Source organism: Allobosea caraganae, from assembly GCF_003351345.1.
GTDB lineage: Bacteria > Pseudomonadota > Alphaproteobacteria > Rhizobiales > Beijerinckiaceae > Allobosea > Allobosea caraganae.
Window position 1 is genome coordinate 520,049 of the sequence record NZ_QQTO01000019.1, and the last position, 15,817, is coordinate 535,865.

Here is a 15,817-nt window from a genome sequence, read left to right on the forward strand (position 1 = left end):
CATTGCCGCTTCCGCCATTGTGGCGGGGTCCGAAACTTGCTTGCCTTCCGTTCTCCTCCCCGAGGGACGGCGGCGATGGCGAAGATCAGCGTAGTGGCTCCGGCCGGATTGAACCCGGCCGATCTGGCAGCGGACCTGACGGCGACGATCGCCCAGGCCAGGCGCGATGCGCGCGAGGACCCGTTCGGCAATCCGGTGCTGCGGGTGACGCTCTGGCTCACCAGGCGGATGGATCGCGGCGAGATCACGCTGGAGACCGCGGCGGCGCTGATCCGGCATCTCGGCCGCGAGGCCATAGCCGAGCGCGCGGTGCGCGTGGCGCGTTATGTCGGGTTCGTGCCCGGTGGCGAGGTCGCCTTCGCCACGGTGGCGGAGCGGCTGGCAGGCGATGCGGACACGGCTGCCGAGCCGTTCGAGGCCTATGCCGCGAGCGTCGCCAAGCCGCGCTTCGCGGCGGTGTTCACGGCGCACCCGACCTTCGGCATGGCGCGGAAGGTGGCGCATGCGCTGGCCGATCTCGCCTCGGGCGCGAAGGCGAGCGAGGTGATCGCGGCCGAGGACCTGTCGTTCCGGCCGGACGCGACGATCACCTTGCAGGACGAGTTCGAGCAGGCGCGCTTCGCCGTGCGCCATGCGCGCGATGCGATCGACCGGTTCAATGCCGCCATCCTGTCGGAGGCGCGGGCGCGCTGGCCGGAGCGCTGGCGGGAACTGGCGCCGCGGCCGCTGATCCTGGCCTCCTGGGTTGGCTGCGACACGGACGGGCGCACCGATATCGGCTGGTGGGACACGCTGCGCTACCGGCTGGAATCGAAGCGCGGCCAGTTCTTCCGCATGCTGGAGAAGCTGCCGGAGAATGAGGCGACCGCGGAGGTGAGGACGCTGGTCGGCAACGCCCTCGCGGCGGTCGAGCGGCAGCTCGCGCTGGCGCCGCCGATCACCTCGCAGCCGAAGCTGGAGGCGCTTCAGGCTTTCGCGCTTTCTCTGGTCGGCGAGCGCGATGCGGCGCTGCCGGAGGCGTCGGGGCTGCTGGCGGCGTTGGAGAAGGCGATCGCGACGGCGTCCGACGAGGAAACCGCGCTGGCGCTGGCGTTGGCGCGCGCCGGTGTGGTGGCGCATGGCGTCTCGATCGCGCTGCCGCATTTCCGGCTGAACGCCTCGCAGCTCCACAACGCGATGCGCGGCGTCATCCCGCTCGACGAGGAGCCGAGCCTGCCGGCGCAACGGCGAGCCTTCCTGAGCGCAGTGAATGCGGAACTGGCGAAGGTGAAGCCGACGGCGGTCGATTTCGGGGCGCTCGCGGTCGAGCGGGCGTCGGCGACGCGGATGATGATGACGATCGCGCAGATCGTGAAGCATGTCGACGGCACCCGGCCGGTGCGCTTCCTCGTGGCCGAGACCGAGACCGGCTACACGCTGCTCTCGGCGCTCTGGCTCGCCAGGCGCTTCGGCATTGCCGACCGCATCGAGATCTCGCCGCTGTTCGAGACCTCGGACGCGCTGGAGCAGGGGCCGCGCATCATCGATGAGGCGCTGCGCAGCCCGCATTGGCGCGAGTATCTGAAGCAGCATGGCCGGCTCTGCATCCAGTTCGGCTACTCGGATTCCGGCCGCTATATCGGCCAGGTCGCCTCGACCTTCTGGGTCGAGCGGCTGCGCAGCCGGATCGGCGAATTGCTGGCGCGCTATGGGCTGACCGATATCGAGCTGGTGATCTTCGACACGCATGGCGAGTCGCCCGGGCGCGGCGCGCATCCAGACAGCCTCGCCGACCGCTTCGCCTATCTCGACCCGGCCTGGTCGCGCCGCGCCTTCGCCAAAGCCGGCATCGCGACGGTGGAGGAGACCAGCTTCCAGGGCAGCGACGGCTACATGCTGTTCGGCACGACGCAGCTCGCAGGCGCGACGGTTGCGCGCATCGCCGAGAGCATCTTCGGCATCCGCGACGAGAGCACTGAGGACCCGGTCTATGCCGAGCCCGACTTCGCCACGGAGTTCTTCCAGACCGTGCGCGACGAGATGAACCAGCTCGTCGACGATCCCGGCTACGCGGCGCTGATCGGCACGTTCGGCCCGTCGCTGCTCGACAAGACCGGCTCGCGCCCGGCGGCCAGGCAGAGCGATGCGGGCGGGCCGACGCGCATCCGCCATCCGCGCGAGCTGCGGGCCATTCCCAACAACGCCATCCTGCAGCAGCTCGGCTGGATGGCGAACAGCATCCACGGCATCGGCCAGGCGGCCTCGCGCTCGCCCGACCTGTTCGGCGCGATGCGCGAGAAATCTGAGCGCTTCGGCCGGGCCTACCGGCTGGCGAACTACGCGATGGCGCATAGCGACCTCGACGTTCTCCGCGCCTATCTCGACACGCTCGATCCCGGCAACTGGTTCGACCGTGCCAGGCGCACCGATCGGGAGGGGCGGCGCGACGAGCTGCTCACCGTGGCCGAGGCGCTGGCGCGGCTCGACCTCGCGCCGGATCTGCGGCGGCTGTTCTGGCGCTTCGCCTCCGACCGGTTGAAGCTGAAGGAGGCGGGCGGCGAGGCGCCGCAAATGAAGATCAGGCTGGTGGCGCTGCATGCGCTACGGCTCTGCCTGCTGCACCGGATCTGGCTCTCGGCGACGCATATCCCGGATTTCCGGCCGCATCTCGGCGTCACCCGCGAGGGGTTGATGGAGCGCATCCTGCGGCTCGACATTCCCGGCTCACTGACCCTGCTGGCCGAAATCTTCCCGCTCAACCCCGACCCGACGATCGGGCTCGATTTCGGCGAGCCGCCCGGCCCGCGCGAGGGCGGCGCCTATGAGGCGCTGCACCGCGACGTGATCGCGCCGATGCGTGAGAGCTTTGCGCTGCTGCGCGAGATCTCGGGCGTGATCCAGCACGAAATCGGCGCTTTCGGTTGAAGTGGCCCGGCCTTTTTGGAGATTGCTTGGACTCTCAGCCCTCATCCTGAGAGGCTGACCCATCAAGAACGCTTTGATTTCAACAGCCTGAGAATCGAACACAACGGTGCCGTCATCCCGGGCAAGCGCAGCGCAGTCCCGGGATCCATCGTAGAGCGCAGTTCCTTACGATGGATCCCGGGACTGCGCTTCGCTGCGTCCGGGATGACGGCGCGTTTGGATCAGATGAGAAATCCTTGAAATTGAACACTACAGTTCGGGCCAGCCTCTCAGGATCAGGGCTGTGGTTGCCATCGAATGATCGCTCATCTTCGCACTGCACGATTGCAACATGGCGGCTTCACCCTAGGTTGAGGGCGCGAGGGAATCGCCAGCCGGGGAGAAGAGCTGACAATGGCCGCCACGGAATTCGACGCGCGCGGCGCGCGCATCACCTTGTTCCGCGCGCTGCTGCAGGCGGCGAAGCGCCACGGCAAGGACCGCATCGCGGTCGAGGACCCGCAGCGCCAGCCGATCAGCTATGGCAGGCTGGTGCTCGGCGCGTTGGTGCTCGGCCGCAAGCTCGCGGACAGGACCGCCCCGCGCGACCGCGTCGGCTTGCTCCTGCCCAACGTGCAGGGCTTGGCGGTGGCGCTGTTCGGGCTCTCGGCCTATGGCCGCGTCCCGGCGATGCTCAACTTCACCTCCGGGGTCAAGAATTTGCGGGCGGCGGCGGAGCTGGCCGATCTCGCCACGATCGTGACCTCGCGCCGCTTCGTCGAGCAGGCCAAGCTCGACGACGAACTCGCGGCCCTGAGCGAGGGCCGGCAGATCATCTACCTCGAAGAGATCCGCGACGAGATCAGCAGCTTCGAGAAGGCGCGCGGCGCGCTGGCCAGCCTCGCGCCCGGCTTCGCCCTGCGCAAATACGAGGCGCGGCCGGACGATCCGGCGGTCGTGCTCTTCACCTCCGGCACCGAGGGCAAGCCGAAGGGCGTGGTGCTGAGCCATGCCAACCTGGTCTCGAATGCGCGCCAAGTCTTCGCGCTGGCCGACGGCATCCTCTCCGAGCACGACATCTTCATGAACCCGCTGCCGGCCTTCCACTCCTTCGGGCTGACGGCGGGCATGCTGGTGCCGCTCTTCCACGGCATGAAGGTCGTGCTCTATCCGAGCCCGCTGCACTACAAGCAGGTGCCGAAGCTGATCCGCGACACCGGCTGCACCTTCCTGCTCTCGACCGACACGTTCCTGCAAGGCTATGCGCGCGCGGCCGATCCGGACGATCTGAAATCGGTGCGCTACGTCGTCGCCGGGGCCGAGCGGGTGAAGCCGCAGACGCGCGAGATGTGGGCGCCCTACGGCACCATGATCCTGGAGGGCTATGGCTGCACCGAGTGTTCGCCGGTGATCGCCTGCAACACGCCGAAGGCGACCAAGGCCGGCAGCGTCGGGCGGCTGCTGCCGGGCATCGAGGCGCGGCTGGAGCCGGTCGAGGGCATCACCGAGGGCGGGCGGCTCAGCGTGCGCGGGCCCAACGTCATGGCCGGCTATCTCAACGCCGACACGCCGGGCGACGTCATGCCGCCTGATGGCGGCTGGCACGACACGGGCGACATCGTCGTGCTGGATGACGGCTTCGTCACCATCAAGGGCCGGGCCAAGCGCTTCGCCAAGCTGGGCGGCGAGATGGTCTCGCTGGCCGCAGTCGAATCGATGATCGCGGGCCTGTGGCCGGACTTCAACCATGTCGTCGTCTCCCTGCCGGACGCGCGCAAGGGCGAGCAGCTCGTGCTCGTCACCGAGAAGCCCGATGCCGAGAAGCGCGCCTTGCAGGAAACGGCGAAGGAGCAGGGCTTTCCGGAGCTCTGGGTTCCGCGCGCCATCCTGGTGACCAACACCATCCCCGTGCTCGGCAGCGGCAAGATCGACTACGGCGCGACGCGCGAGCTGGCGCTGACGATGCGGTCGTTGTTATGACGCCACAATTCGGGCGTTAGTGCCGCCGCGATGATCAAGACCGCCGCCTCCACCTTCGCCGCCACCTTGCGCGTCGCTGCGCTGCTGCCGGCCTTCTCCCTCGCCACGCCATCCGACCTCGCCGCGCAAGCGACGGGCACCGTCTATGAGCGCCGCGACGAATGCATCGAGGCCGGCAAGCTGGGCGCGGCGCAATGCGACTTCGCCTATCGCAACGCCCGGGCCGAGTTCGAGCAGAAGGCGCCGCGCTACGCCTCGCGGGCCTTGTGCGAGCGCAGCCACAAGCGCTGCGGCGCGCAGGTGACCTCGACCGGCGGCTGGGACAGCTTTGGCCGCGGCGGCGCGACCTATGTGCCGCGCTTCACCGGCGTGCGCGTGTCGGGCGAGGGCGTGGCGAGCCGAGCCTTCCCGGTGGTCGAGGGCACGGCGAAGATCGCCTTCGCCGGCCGGCAGGTGGGAGTGCTCGACGACAAGGTCGCGGGCCGGCGCGGCACGGTCGGACTCGTGTCCATCAGGGGCAATCACGGCCCGGGCCCGGAGCTGCAGCACAATACCGGCCCCTACATGAAGCGCGGCGACCGCGACGACACCGTGCGCGTGCCGATGGAAACCAAGCGCATCGGCTCCGACGTGCCGCCGGGGCTCTACGTCGATCCCGACGGGGTGGAGTGGTACAAGCCGGCGCGGCGGCATTGAGGCGAGGATCATAAAATATACTGTTGTATAGTGTCAATTTGGTTGCGATAATTTGTTGGTTTTATTTGAAATAAATATAGATTTATTGTGATTTCAATGTGATTTTTCTTGATTTTTCCACATATAAGCGAAATTATAGCTTTATGATAACTCTTCTATTTGTTGATTCCAGATCTTCTGGGCAACGCCGCGGGCGTGTGAGGCATCTTTCCTGTCGACTTAAAAGACCGCTTACTTTTGGTTGTGCTGCCGAATTTAGAAAGCTATACTTGTCCGCGCATAGGTAAGGCTTGTGGGTGGGGGCCCGGCAATGCTGAGCAAGGTGAGGGCGGCTGCCATTGCTGTGGCGGTTGGCATTTCCGGTTGTGCGGTTCAGCCGGTTCCCGAAGATGTCACTGGCGTTTCGACCTACAATATTGCTCGACAAATCCGCTGCGAGACTCGCGAGGCTGTCATCGGCGCTGCCGCTCGCTGGTTGGCTGGAACAGACGGCGTTTCCGAGCGATCGAAGGCCGTCGGGCTGCAATTGCTAAATGGTGACCTGCCCAAGCATCAATTTTCTCCCAAGCTTCTCGACCGTCAGGAACGTCGAATATTGGAGCTGTTTTGGGATACCGGCGTTGCCTACGATTTCGTGCTCGAGGCCGAGGAGAAGAACAACATCAATACCGAGGTCAATTTCCTGAGGTTGATCAGTGGCAATACAGGAACGCTGGGACTGAAGGCTGGCTTGGACAGGACGCGCAGTAACACGCGCACTTTCACTCTCACCGATACCTTCAGCAAGCTCGTCAGCGAAATTCCGCCGCACTACTGCGATGGGCGCGTGGTCGAAGAGAACATCGTCTATCCGATGGCTGGAAAGGTCGGTATCGACAAGGTGCTACGCGATTTCGTCAACCTGACGCTATTCGCTAATCTGGCGCCGCGCGACAGCGCTAAGCAACCGGACGGCCCGCCGACATATGTCGTGGCACTTGACTTCGAGACATCGATCTCCGGCTCGGCAACTCCGAAGGTTGAGTTCTCGCCGGTACGGTCGGTGAGCGACGCGTCTTTGGCCGCGAACGTCTCGCGCAAGGACACTCACAAGTTGACGCTTGGCTTCGCGATTGCAAAAGGAAGCTTAGCGCGCGTCACGCCGTTGCGTTCGGCATTTTTCATCGGGCCGTTGCTGACGGCAAGTGCAACGACGCGGTCGGAGGCGGCTGCGGTGGATGCCGTATCGCAATTCAAGGCCAACAATATCTTCGGAGCAAGACGCGCCATCGTCATCTCACAATGACAATAGGAGGAGTGAATGGCCAAGAAGCCGGCTGCCACGGACGACAAAGCGACAGCGCAACCTAAGGAGGCCAAGCCGAAGGCAAAGCGCCCTAACTATCAGACGCAGCAGGTCGCCAAAGAGATCAAGATGGCCAGTTTGATGGATATCTTTGACATGCTGGACAAGCACGGCCAGTACGATGCGTTCAAGGAACTGGTAAGAGGCAGGAAGCTCGTATCCGTATCTGCCACGCCAAAAGCCATCAATATTCTCAAGAGATTTGTCAAAGACAATAATCTTCAGGACGATGACCTAGGGACGAAGATTGTTTCAAGAAGTCCTGACTTTGAGTGCGACATATAAATGCGCTCCTATGTCTTCGAATTCGCTGTTCTTCGGCTCAATGGCCAAAGGGGAGCTGTTTGCGTGAAGCTTGGACCTGCTTGTTTTCGCGTTTGACAAGCCATGCCCACGAACGGGGCATGCAGTCATGCAGTTTCGCCAAGTTGAAGCAGCCGTTGCCTTAAGCGCAACGACGAGCCGCAAGTTGCCAAAGCCGCGCTTCAGATGGTGCGGACGGCGGGACTCGAACCCGCAAGCCTTTGAGGGCGCAAGATTTTAAGTCTCGTGCGTCTACCAGTTTCGCCACGTCCGCTTAGAGTCCGTTTGGGAGTTCTACTGGCGAGGCCGTCTGACGCGATTGTCTGCGCTTCCGGTGCTCACGGACAATAGTCCGCTGCGCTCCGGCTCTCGACAGCCGCGCCAGTCGACTCACGCCAGCGAATTCCCAAACGGACTCTTGGCCATCGCCGAAGCCGGGTGGCCTCGCCGACGACCGATCCATCTGAGCGGCGCGAGCGAACCCGCGCCTGACCCAGGCCTAGCGAGAGCCGCCCTTCGGCGCAACTAGCCCGCGAGGATGGCCTCGACGATTTCCTGGACGTTCAGCGCGTCTTCCAGCGTCGCCAGCCGGTGCGGCTGCCCGCGGGTGAGCTTCACGACGCCTTCGAGCTGGTGCTTGAGCGTGAACGGGCGCGAGAGCTCGATCGGCAAGGCGTTCTCGTCGCGGTGCCAGCTCCCGTCCGGCAGGCGGCGCTCGGCGATCGACCAGTCGCAGAGCCGGACCGCGCCCTTGTCGCCCTCGAGGGTCCAGACGTTGTGATCGTCCTTGGTGGTCGTGCCGACGCTGCCGGCGAGCGTGACCGGGATGTCGCCGGCGCTGAGCCTCGCCGCGATGCGGCGCTCGGTCGCCTCGGGCTCGGGATAGTCCACGCTCGATTCGAGCAGCGTCAGAGGGCCGCCGAGCCGGCGGCTCAGGAACATGAAATGCGAGACGACCTCGCGGGTGAAGCCGCCCTGGGCGCGGCGGTCGAGCCAATGGGCGGCGTCGACCTGCCAGGAGCGCGGCCAGCTCGCGAAGGCGACCTCGATCGTGATGTGCGAGACGGTGCCGACTGCGCCCTCAGTGATCCAGTCGGTCAGGGTGGCGACGGCCGGCGATGAGGCGAAGGTGAAGTTGACGGCGCCGCGCGCGCCGGCCTCGGCGACGAAGGCGCGGGAATCGGCGACATCGGTCGAGAGCGGCTTCTCGCAGAAGACCGCCTTGCCGGCGGCGAGCGCGGCGCGCGAATAGGCGAGATGCGAGGCCGGGGGCGAGGCGACGTAGACGCAGTCGCTCGCGGCGATGATCGCGGCGGGATCGGACAGGCGGGGCACGTCGGGCCGCGCCGCGGCGATGCGCTCCAGCGCCTGCGCCGACGGGTCCCAGATGCCGGCGACGCGCAGCAGGTCGGGCGTCTGGTCGATGATGGCGTTCAGCAGGCGCTCGCCCATGATGCCGGCGCCGATGATTCCGATCGAAAGTCTTGTGTCCGGCATCGTATAGGCCCACTCGCTGGTGTTGATTTGGCGGTGGCGCTCCAGCCATCCGAATTCGCCAAGAGTGGTAGTGGAAGGCGTGACGCTGCGCTACCAGGCTCGGGTGCAAGCGGCTGCGTTCTCAGAGCATACAGCGGTCATGCGGAAATCTCTCCGGGTCATCCCGGACAAGCCGCGTTTGCGGCGCCGCTCCGGGATCCATCGTAGAGCGCCGGAGCCCTACGATGGATCCCGGAGCTCCGCTTCGCTCCGTCCGGGATGACGGCGCTTGATTCTGTTACATCGCAGCAGGCTCCGATCGCACTCAAAGCGCGGCGTATTTCGCCCCGCAGAACGATTTCGCGTTGCCGGTCCACTGGCCGAAGCCGGTCGCGACCATGTTGCGGATCACGGTGCAGACATAGCGCTGCTGGGCCGGGTTGTTGTGCGGGCCGGCATGGTAGCGCGCTACCGCCATGGTCCAGGTCTCGTGGCGGGCCTTCAGCCGCTTCAGGAACTTGGCGGAGTAGTCGACGTTCTGGGCGGGATCGAACATCGCGTCGAGGCTGGGGAACTGGTCGCGGTGGTAGTGGTGGTTGATCTGCATGCAGCCGATGTCGATCAGCTTCTGGCCGCGGGCGCGGGCGGCGTTGAACTCGGCCAGCGCCTCCTCCTTCGACTTTCCGAAGAAGGGCCGGCCATGGATGTTCAGCGCATAGGGCTGCAGCGAGTCCTTGCGGCCGCTCTCGGTCAGGCCGACCGAGTAGAGCACGCCGAGCGGAATGTCGTAGGCCTTGGAGGCGCGGATCATGTGCGCTTCGCAGACGGTCTGCGCCGCGGCGGGCGTCGTCAGGCTAAAGGTAGAGGTGAGGATCGCCGCCAGCGCGGCCGGTCTCTGCCATGTCATGCGGTTCGTCCTTGCTGAGGGGCGCATCTGGGGTCCGGCTCTGGCGCGGGGCTTCGCGGCCCTGCTCGCCCTGGCGGAATTCGCTGAAGCCGCGGCCGCCATCGCGGCCGTCCGGCGTCGGGTTCTGGGGGGCGTCCTGGCGGTGCTGGGCGCGCTGCCAGTCGCCCGGCGCGGCATCGACGTGCACGGTCTCCACCGAGACTGCGTCAGGCGAGTAGCCGCTGGCGCGGATGATCTCGCGCAGCGCCTCCTTGTCCTGGCTGAGCAGGGCCGCCGTCTCGGGCCGGCTCGCCTCGATCCGCAGCTCCATGCCGCCCTGCGACAGGCGCATCTTGACGGTGATCGTGCCGAGCTCGACCGGGCGCAGTTCGAGATGGAGCAGCTTGGTCGGCGAGGAGATTTCGGAGGGCTTGAGCGAGTCGAGCTCGGGGATGGCGTCCGAGCCGCGCAAGGAGGCGACCAGCTCGGCCGCAGCCTGGCGGATCGGCTCGACCACCTGCTGGAAGGGCGAGAGCCTCGTCACCGGCGGCAGGTGCGTCTCCTGATGGGTCACGGCGATGGTGAGCGGGCCCGGCCCGCCCTCCGGCTTGGGCCCGGGCGCGGCGTTCTGGTCGTCGTCCTTCGCGTGCGGCCGGGCGAGCGGTGCCGTGCTCTCCGCCGCATCCTGGGCCGTGGCGATGTCCTTGGCCGCGGCAGGGTCCTTGAGCACGTCCGCGAGACGGCTCAGCAGCGAGAGATCAGCGGCGGGCGCCTTGTCCTGGCTCGGCATCGCGATGCCGGCCGCACCGGGCTGGGGCGGCTGTTCGGGCCTGGCGAAGCCGGCGGCGCGGCCTTCGCGCGGGAGCGTGCGGGCCATCTCGTCGAGCACGCCGGTGAGGGCGGCCATGACAGGCGTTTCGCGCGGGCCGGCATCCTTGCCGGCGGGGGGCGGCGCTTCGCTCTCAGCCGGCTGGAACGGGCCGAGGAGAAGGCGCGCGGCGGCAGATTCGCCTGAGACGGCCTGTTCCGGCGCGGCAGCCGCCGGCGGGGTGGCCAGGATGTCGTCGGCCGCCTTCGCCCTGGCGTCGTCCCTGGGGGGGGCGGGCACCTTGTCGCCGGCCTTGTCGGCGTCATCTGCCGCGTCGGGCTTCACCACAGGCTTTTTCGGATCGAGCGCCTTGAGCATGGCGCCGAAGGCGGAGCCGCGCTCGTCGCGGCCGCCGAGGCGCTTGAGCAGGTCCTTGCCGGCCGCGCCGGATTTCGTGACGCTGGCCTCGGGCCCCAGCGGCGTGTCGAGGCGGTTCATCGTGCCTTTTCTCCCTTGGGTTTGACCTTGAGGAGGTTCTCTGCCTCGTCGAGGCCGCGTTCGGCTGCGGCCACGAGCGGCTTCTGCCCAGTGTCGAAACTGGGCGGCGCCGCATTCTCCTGGGGTGTCTGGGTGGTGGCGACGGGCCAATCGACGATGCGGGTCGCGACGCGGAGGGCCGTCTCGAGGATGGGCTTGTCGGCGGCGGGCAGCCTGGCGGCGTCGATCGCCTTGAGCGCGCCGAGCGCGGCCTCGTCGCGGTCGCCGGCGATGCGCGAGGCCGCGCCGTAGAGCGCGGCGCGGGAGGTGGCCTCCTGGTCGCTGCCGGAGAGTTTCGCAGCCTCGTTGGCGGCGCGGCGTGCCTGCTCGAAGCGGCCACGGATCAGCGCGTCGCGCGCGACGATCAGGAAGACGGCGCGCTGCTGGCCTTCGTCGAAGGCGCGCAAGGTCGCGACGAGCTGCGGGAACTTGGCCGGGTCGCGGCCGACGTCGAAGCGCACCAGCGCCGCGGCGAAGGACTGCCGGAAGCTCTCGGCATAGACCGAGTTGTCGAAGCGGCGCAGGTATTGCGAGGTCGCCTTCTCCAGCCGGTCGAGGTCGCTGATCTCGCCGGCGATGAAGATGGCGCGGCGCAGCGCGGCCTCCTCGACCAACGTGCCGGGCGCAAGCAGCCGCGCCTGGTCGAGCAGCGTCAGCGCGCGCTTCTGGTCGGTGCGGGCGATCAGGTTGGCCTGCACCAACGCAAGCTGGCCGCCGAGCGCGTCCGCGAGGCTCGCCGGATCGAGCGGCAGCAGCAGGGCGCGGGCCTTGTCGCTGTCGCCCATGACATAGGCGAGCGCGCCCAGCGCGAGGCCCTGCGGCAGGCCGGCGGGCTCGCCCTGCTTGAGCAACTGATCGAGGATGCCGGGCTGGCCGCCGCTCAGCACGTAGAGCACGGCGGCGCGGGTGTTGCGCGGGTCGCTCCAGGCGGCGGGGTCGGCATTGGCGAGCGGGGCCTCGATCTCCCGCAGCAGCCCGCGCTGGGCGGCGTGGGCCGCCTTGTTGCCGAGGGCGGCCTGGTTCTGCAGCGACTGGAGCGTGCGCACGAGCTGATAGGGCTGCGGCTGGGCCGCCGCTCCTGCCGGCGCCTCGCTGGTCTCGGCCAAGGCCGGCGCCGCCAACAGGCAGAGCACGCAAGCCAGGAGCCGATATCCGAGGCCACGCCTCATGTGCGCTTCTCGCGGACGAGGATCTCGATGCGGCGGTTCTCGGCCGCGCCGGGATCGGCGGCGCGCAGCTTGCGGCTGGCATAGCCCTCGACATGCTCGATGCGGGCCTCGTCGACGCCGCCGCGGACCAGGAGATCCTGCGCGGTATGGGCGCGGGCGGTCGAGAGGCGCCAGTTGTCGCCATTGCCGGAGCGGAATGGCCGCGCGTCGGTATGGCCGCGAATGATGATGGAGCCCTCGCGCTTGTTCAGCACGGCGGCGACGCGCTGCATCACGCTGACCGTTTCGGTCGCCGGCTCGGCCGAGCCGATGGCGAACATGCCGAAATTGGCGTTGTCGGTCAGGCTGATCAGCATGCCCTCGTCGGTCTGGCGGACTTCGACCTGCGGCGCGTCCGAGCGCTTGCCGTCACCCTTGCCGCTGCTGCCGATCGCGGTGGCGATGGCGGCGGCGACCGCATCGTCGGCCTGCTTCTGCGCCAGCGTCGGGCTCGGCAGCGCGACCTTCTCGGGAGCCGTTTCTGGACGCGGCGTCAGCGGCTGGGTGCCGGCGGGGCGGGGCGAGGCATTCTGAGCCTCGCCGCTGCGCTCGGCAGCCTGCGCTTGGGCCTGGGCCGCGGCGTTCTCGGCAGTGCCCGGCGGCTTGGCGGCTGCCAAGGCGAGGACCGGAGGCGAGGGCGGCATGACGGGCTTGCCGGCGGTGTCCGCCGGCTTCGCCGCGGAATCAGGCTGGCTCTGCCGCTCGCCTTGCGGCGCCTGGCGCCAGAAGTTCGGATCGAACGGGTCGCGCAGGGCCTCGCCGCCCTGCATGCCGGGCTTGCCGGTCTCGCCCAGCGTGATGGCGGAGGCCTTCTCGGCGCCCGGATTGGGCCGGACCGCGGAGGCCTCGGCGAGGATGGCGTAGGGGTCCTCGAACGGCGCCGAGGCCTGGGCCCGCTCCTTCAGCTTGGCGGTGGGCGCGCGCTGGGCCTCCTTCGCGGCGGTGCCGGCGGTCTTGTTGTCCTGGCGGCTGGCGTCGTCGACCTCGCCGGGGTCGGCCTCCTGGGGGTCGCGCACGCCCTTGCGGTCCTGCGTGACGTCGGAGAGGCGGATCGGGTTGAAATATTGCGCGACCGTGGTGCGGGTCTCGCGAGTCGTCGAATTCACCAGCCAGAGCACCAGGAAGAGCGCCATCATCGCCGTCATGAAGTCGGCATGGGCGATCTTCCAGACACCGCCCTTCGGCACGTCCGCCGTCCGGCTTTGCCTGCGCCGGATGATGATGAGGTCGGGGCCGGTCTTTTCCATTTCGGGCATCGGGTCGAACTCGGTCCTGTGAATCAGGCGGCGTCGGGAAGACGGCGGCGGCGGTCGGGGCCATGGCCGTCGAGCCTGGCGATCCAGGCACCGACGCGGGTCTCGATCACGGTCTCGCCGACGAGGATCGTGACCTCGGCCGCATCGCTTTCCTCGAAGGCGACGGCGCGCTCGGGCGGGAAGACGCGGCGCAGAGCCTCGACCAGCACAGGTGGGCCGGCGACGCGGATCAGCGGGCATTCAGTGCCGCTGAGCAAGGGGGCGATCTGCTCGATCAGGGCGCGGCTGGCAGCATCGCGCAGCTCGGCCTCTAGGAAGGGGCGCAGCAGGCGGCCGACCGTGTCGGCGATCTGCTCGCCTATGGCGTCGAGCGCCGGCTGGACCTTGTCGGAGAGCAGGGAAGCTGCCTCTTCGGCCCAGGCCTGGCGGGCGGCTTCGAGCGCCGCGGCATGGTCGGCCTGCAACTGCGCGAGCTGCTGCTCGAGCGCCGCCTGGGCCTCGGTCAGGCCGGCCTGGCGGCCATCCTCGAAGATCTTCTCGACATCCGGGGCCGGCTCGCGCGGCGCCTTGGAGAGGAAGGAGGGCAGCTCGATCGGCGCGATCACGGGAGAGGCGGGCGCGTCCTGGGCGATCTCGGCGACCCCGGTCTCGGAGATGTCGAAGCTCGGGATGAACTCGGCGGCTGACCGGTGCTTCATGCTGCTTCTCCCTCATGGATCCAGCGCTTCAGGATCGCGGCGGCCTGGGCCTCGTTGAAGTCGACGAGCTGCTCGAGCTTCCTGGCGGGCGAGCGCTGGGCCGCGAGCGTCAGGTCCTCGATCAGGTTCGTTGCCGGCCCCGGTTCGGCGAGCTGCGGCTGCAGGCTGGCGGAGAGCGCCGGCGTCTCGGTCGCGGTGATCGCGGCGGCCTCGGCCCCCGGCCGCTTCAGGATGGCGTTCACCGCCGGGCGCAGGCCGAACCAGATGATCAGCATGGCCAGCACGAGGATGGTGACGGCGTTGATCAGCGTGCCGGACTGGCGCATCAGCGTCTCGCCGATGCCGATCGGCGGCTCCGGCTCCAGGCTGCGGCTGCCTTGCAGGAAGTCGACGGCGAGCACCTTGATGTTGTCGCCGCGGCCCTCGCTGAAGCCGGCGGCCGAGCTGACGACCTGCTTCACGTCCTCGAGCCGGCGGTCGATCGCCTCCTGGCTCGGCTCGGGGCCGAGCGATGCGATCAGGCGCGGCCGGTTGATCAGCACGGCGATCGACATCTTGGCGACGGCGTAGCCGTCGCTGATCGTCTGCACCTTGCGCGAGGAGATCTCGTAGTTGGTCAGCTCCTCGCGACGCTGCTTCTCGTCGCTCGACTTCTGGCCGCCATCGGCGCGCACGGCGCGCTCGGGCAGGTTCTGCTCGACGGTGGTCGGCTCCTGCGTGGCGGAGTTCTGCGAGACGTCGTTCTCCTTGACGACGCGGACCGAGCGCTCGACCTTGGAATCCGGGTTGAAGATGGTCTCGTTGGTTTCCTTGCGGTCGGTGTTGAGGTCGGTCGCGACGCTGATCTCGAAATTCTCCAGGCCGAGATAGGGCGTCAGCGCCTTGCGGACATTATCCTGGATCTCGCGGTTCACGTTCTGCTGCAGGCCGGCGAGCTTGGCCGAGGAGCCCTGGCTCAGGTCGCCGCCCGAGGCGAGCAGTGTGCCGTCGGTGTTGAGCACCGTGACCTTCTCGGCCGTGAGGCCGGGCACGGCGGAGGCGACGAGTTGGCGGATCGCCTGGGCGATGCTGCCGGCGCCGGAGGTCTCGGTGCGGACGACGACGCTGGCGGAGGCCGGCTGCTGGTCGCGCCGGAAGGAGCCCTTGTCGGCGAGCACGAGGTGGACGCTGGCGGCCTTCACGCCGCGCATCAGCTGGATGGTGCGGGCGAGCTCGCCCTCCATCGCCCGGACGCGGGTGATCTCCTGCATGAACGAGGTGAGGCCGAGCGAGCCCATCTTGTCGAAGAGCTCGTAGCCGCCGCTCGAGCTGCGCGGCAGGCCCTTCTCGGCGAGCAGCATGCGGGCCTGCGGCGCCTGCGCCGGCTTGACCAGGACCTGCGTGCCCTCGGCGTTGACGTCGAAGCGGATGCCGGATTCCTGGAGCGCGGCGCCGATGCGGTTGACGTCCTCGCGCTGCAGGCCGCCATAGAGGACCGACATTTCCGGGCGGCTGAGATAGTAGGCGCTGACGCCGATGGTCGCGAGCACGAACAGGCCGATGCCTGCCAGCGCCGCGAGGCGCTTGTAGCCGAGCTGCTGGAGGTTGAGCCAAATCTCTTCAGCGTATTGCCGACCCGGCATGGCCATTCCTTCTGGAACCGTAAGCTAGGCCTGCACCCTCGACCGCGAGCCTTGCGCGAGCGTTGCGCCGCACAACGAAAGGCCACGCCCCTGAGAAGGAGCCTGTGCTGCGGCGTGGC

General features: G+C 67.9%; 12 protein-coding genes and 1 tRNA gene. 5 read left to right on the plus strand and 8 right to left on the minus strand.

What is annotated here, in order from left to right:
* Positions 1–75 precede the first annotated feature (75 nt).
* From DWF00_RS10595 to DWF00_RS10615, 5 genes are all read left to right on the plus strand, one after another.
* Positions 76–2,904, plus strand: a complete 2,829-nt coding sequence (locus DWF00_RS10595; protein ID WP_114827537.1) for a phosphoenolpyruvate carboxylase — start codon at positions 76–78, stop codon at positions 2,902–2,904.
* Positions 2,905–3,297: 393 nt separating this feature from the next.
* Complete coding sequence (locus DWF00_RS10600; protein ID WP_114827538.1) at positions 3,298–4,863, plus strand: AMP-binding protein; 1,566 nt, start codon at positions 3,298–3,300, stop codon at positions 4,861–4,863.
* 30 nt (positions 4,864–4,893) lie between these two features.
* Complete coding sequence (locus DWF00_RS10605; RefSeq protein WP_114827539.1) at positions 4,894–5,559, plus strand: DUF1190 domain-containing protein; 666 nt, start codon at positions 4,894–4,896, stop codon at positions 5,557–5,559.
* 310 nt (positions 5,560–5,869) lie between these two features.
* The gene (locus DWF00_RS10610) at positions 5,870–6,844 is read left to right on the plus strand and encodes a hypothetical protein (protein ID WP_147283632.1); all 975 of its coding nucleotides are present in this window, start codon (positions 5,870–5,872) and stop codon (positions 6,842–6,844) included.
* Positions 6,845–6,859: 15 nt separating this feature from the next.
* Complete coding sequence (locus DWF00_RS10615; protein WP_114827541.1) at positions 6,860–7,189, plus strand: hypothetical protein; 330 nt, start codon at positions 6,860–6,862, stop codon at positions 7,187–7,189.
* 205 nt (positions 7,190–7,394) lie between these two features.
* Here the strand turns inward: DWF00_RS10615 and DWF00_RS10620 are convergent.
* From DWF00_RS10620 to fliF, 8 genes are all read right to left on the minus strand, one after another.
* A tRNA-Leu gene (locus tag DWF00_RS10620) sits at positions 7,395–7,481 on the minus strand.
* Between the two features lie 251 nt (positions 7,482–7,732).
* Positions 7,733–8,704: a Gfo/Idh/MocA family protein gene (locus DWF00_RS10625; protein ID WP_114827542.1), complete on the minus strand. Its 972-nt coding sequence runs from the start codon at positions 8,702–8,704 to the stop codon at positions 7,733–7,735.
* Positions 8,705–9,008: 304 nt separating this feature from the next.
* Entirely contained in the window at positions 9,009–9,590 is a 582-nt protein-coding gene (locus tag DWF00_RS10630) for a transglycosylase SLT domain-containing protein (RefSeq protein ID WP_114827543.1), read from the minus strand.
* A complete protein-coding gene (locus DWF00_RS10635) occupies positions 9,538–10,875 on the minus strand; it encodes a flagellar hook-length control protein FliK (RefSeq protein WP_114827544.1) in 1,338 nt (445 codons plus the stop codon). The genes DWF00_RS10630 and DWF00_RS10635 overlap by 53 nt, the downstream gene beginning before the upstream one ends.
* The gene (locus DWF00_RS10640) at positions 10,872–12,083 is read right to left on the minus strand and encodes a chemotaxis protein (protein WP_114853020.1); all 1,212 of its coding nucleotides are present in this window, start codon (positions 12,081–12,083) and stop codon (positions 10,872–10,874) included. The genes DWF00_RS10635 and DWF00_RS10640 overlap by 4 nt, the downstream gene beginning before the upstream one ends.
* On the minus strand, positions 12,080–13,378 hold the full coding sequence (locus DWF00_RS10645) for a MotB family protein (protein ID WP_181832483.1): 1,299 nt from the start codon (positions 13,376–13,378) through the stop codon (positions 12,080–12,082). The genes DWF00_RS10640 and DWF00_RS10645 overlap by 4 nt, the downstream gene beginning before the upstream one ends.
* A gap of 23 nt (positions 13,379–13,401) precedes the next feature.
* Positions 13,402–14,076, minus strand: coding sequence for a hypothetical protein (locus tag DWF00_RS29410; RefSeq protein ID WP_181832484.1), 675 nt, complete (start codon positions 14,074–14,076; stop codon positions 13,402–13,404).
* Positions 14,073–15,698, minus strand: coding sequence for a flagellar basal-body MS-ring/collar protein FliF (gene fliF, locus DWF00_RS10650; RefSeq protein WP_114828007.1), 1,626 nt, complete (start codon positions 15,696–15,698; stop codon positions 14,073–14,075). The genes DWF00_RS29410 and fliF overlap by 4 nt, the downstream gene beginning before the upstream one ends.
* Positions 15,699–15,817: the final 119 nt, after the last annotated feature.

Excerpts from the sequence above, each read along its gene's own strand:
- DWF00_RS10595 (WP_114827537.1), top strand. The coding sequence starts at position 76 with ATGGCGAAGATCAGCGTAGTGGCTCCGGCCGGATTGAACCCGGCCGAT.
- DWF00_RS10640 (WP_114853020.1), bottom strand. The coding sequence starts at position 12,083 with ATGAGGCGTGGCCTCGGATATCGGCTCCTGGCTTGCGTGCTCTGCCTG.
- DWF00_RS10600 (WP_114827538.1), top strand. The coding sequence starts at position 3,298 with ATGGCCGCCACGGAATTCGACGCGCGCGGCGCGCGCATCACCTTGTTC.
- DWF00_RS10625 (WP_114827542.1), bottom strand. The coding sequence starts at position 8,704 with ATGCCGGACACAAGACTTTCGATCGGAATCATCGGCGCCGGCATCATG.
- DWF00_RS10635 (WP_114827544.1), bottom strand. The coding sequence starts at position 10,875 with ATGAACCGCCTCGACACGCCGCTGGGGCCCGAGGCCAGCGTCACGAAA.
- DWF00_RS29410 (WP_181832484.1), bottom strand. The coding sequence starts at position 14,076 with ATGAAGCACCGGTCAGCCGCCGAGTTCATCCCGAGCTTCGACATCTCC.
- DWF00_RS10645 (WP_181832483.1), bottom strand. The coding sequence starts at position 13,378 with ATGCCCGAAATGGAAAAGACCGGCCCCGACCTCATCATCATCCGGCGC.
- DWF00_RS10610 (WP_147283632.1), top strand. The coding sequence starts at position 5,870 with ATGCTGAGCAAGGTGAGGGCGGCTGCCATTGCTGTGGCGGTTGGCATT.
- DWF00_RS10605 (WP_114827539.1), top strand. The coding sequence starts at position 4,894 with ATGATCAAGACCGCCGCCTCCACCTTCGCCGCCACCTTGCGCGTCGCT.
- fliF (WP_114828007.1), bottom strand. The coding sequence starts at position 15,698 with ATGCCGGGTCGGCAATACGCTGAAGAGATTTGGCTCAACCTCCAGCAG.
- DWF00_RS10615 (WP_114827541.1), top strand. The coding sequence starts at position 6,860 with ATGGCCAAGAAGCCGGCTGCCACGGACGACAAAGCGACAGCGCAACCT.
- DWF00_RS10630 (WP_114827543.1), bottom strand. The coding sequence starts at position 9,590 with ATGACATGGCAGAGACCGGCCGCGCTGGCGGCGATCCTCACCTCTACC.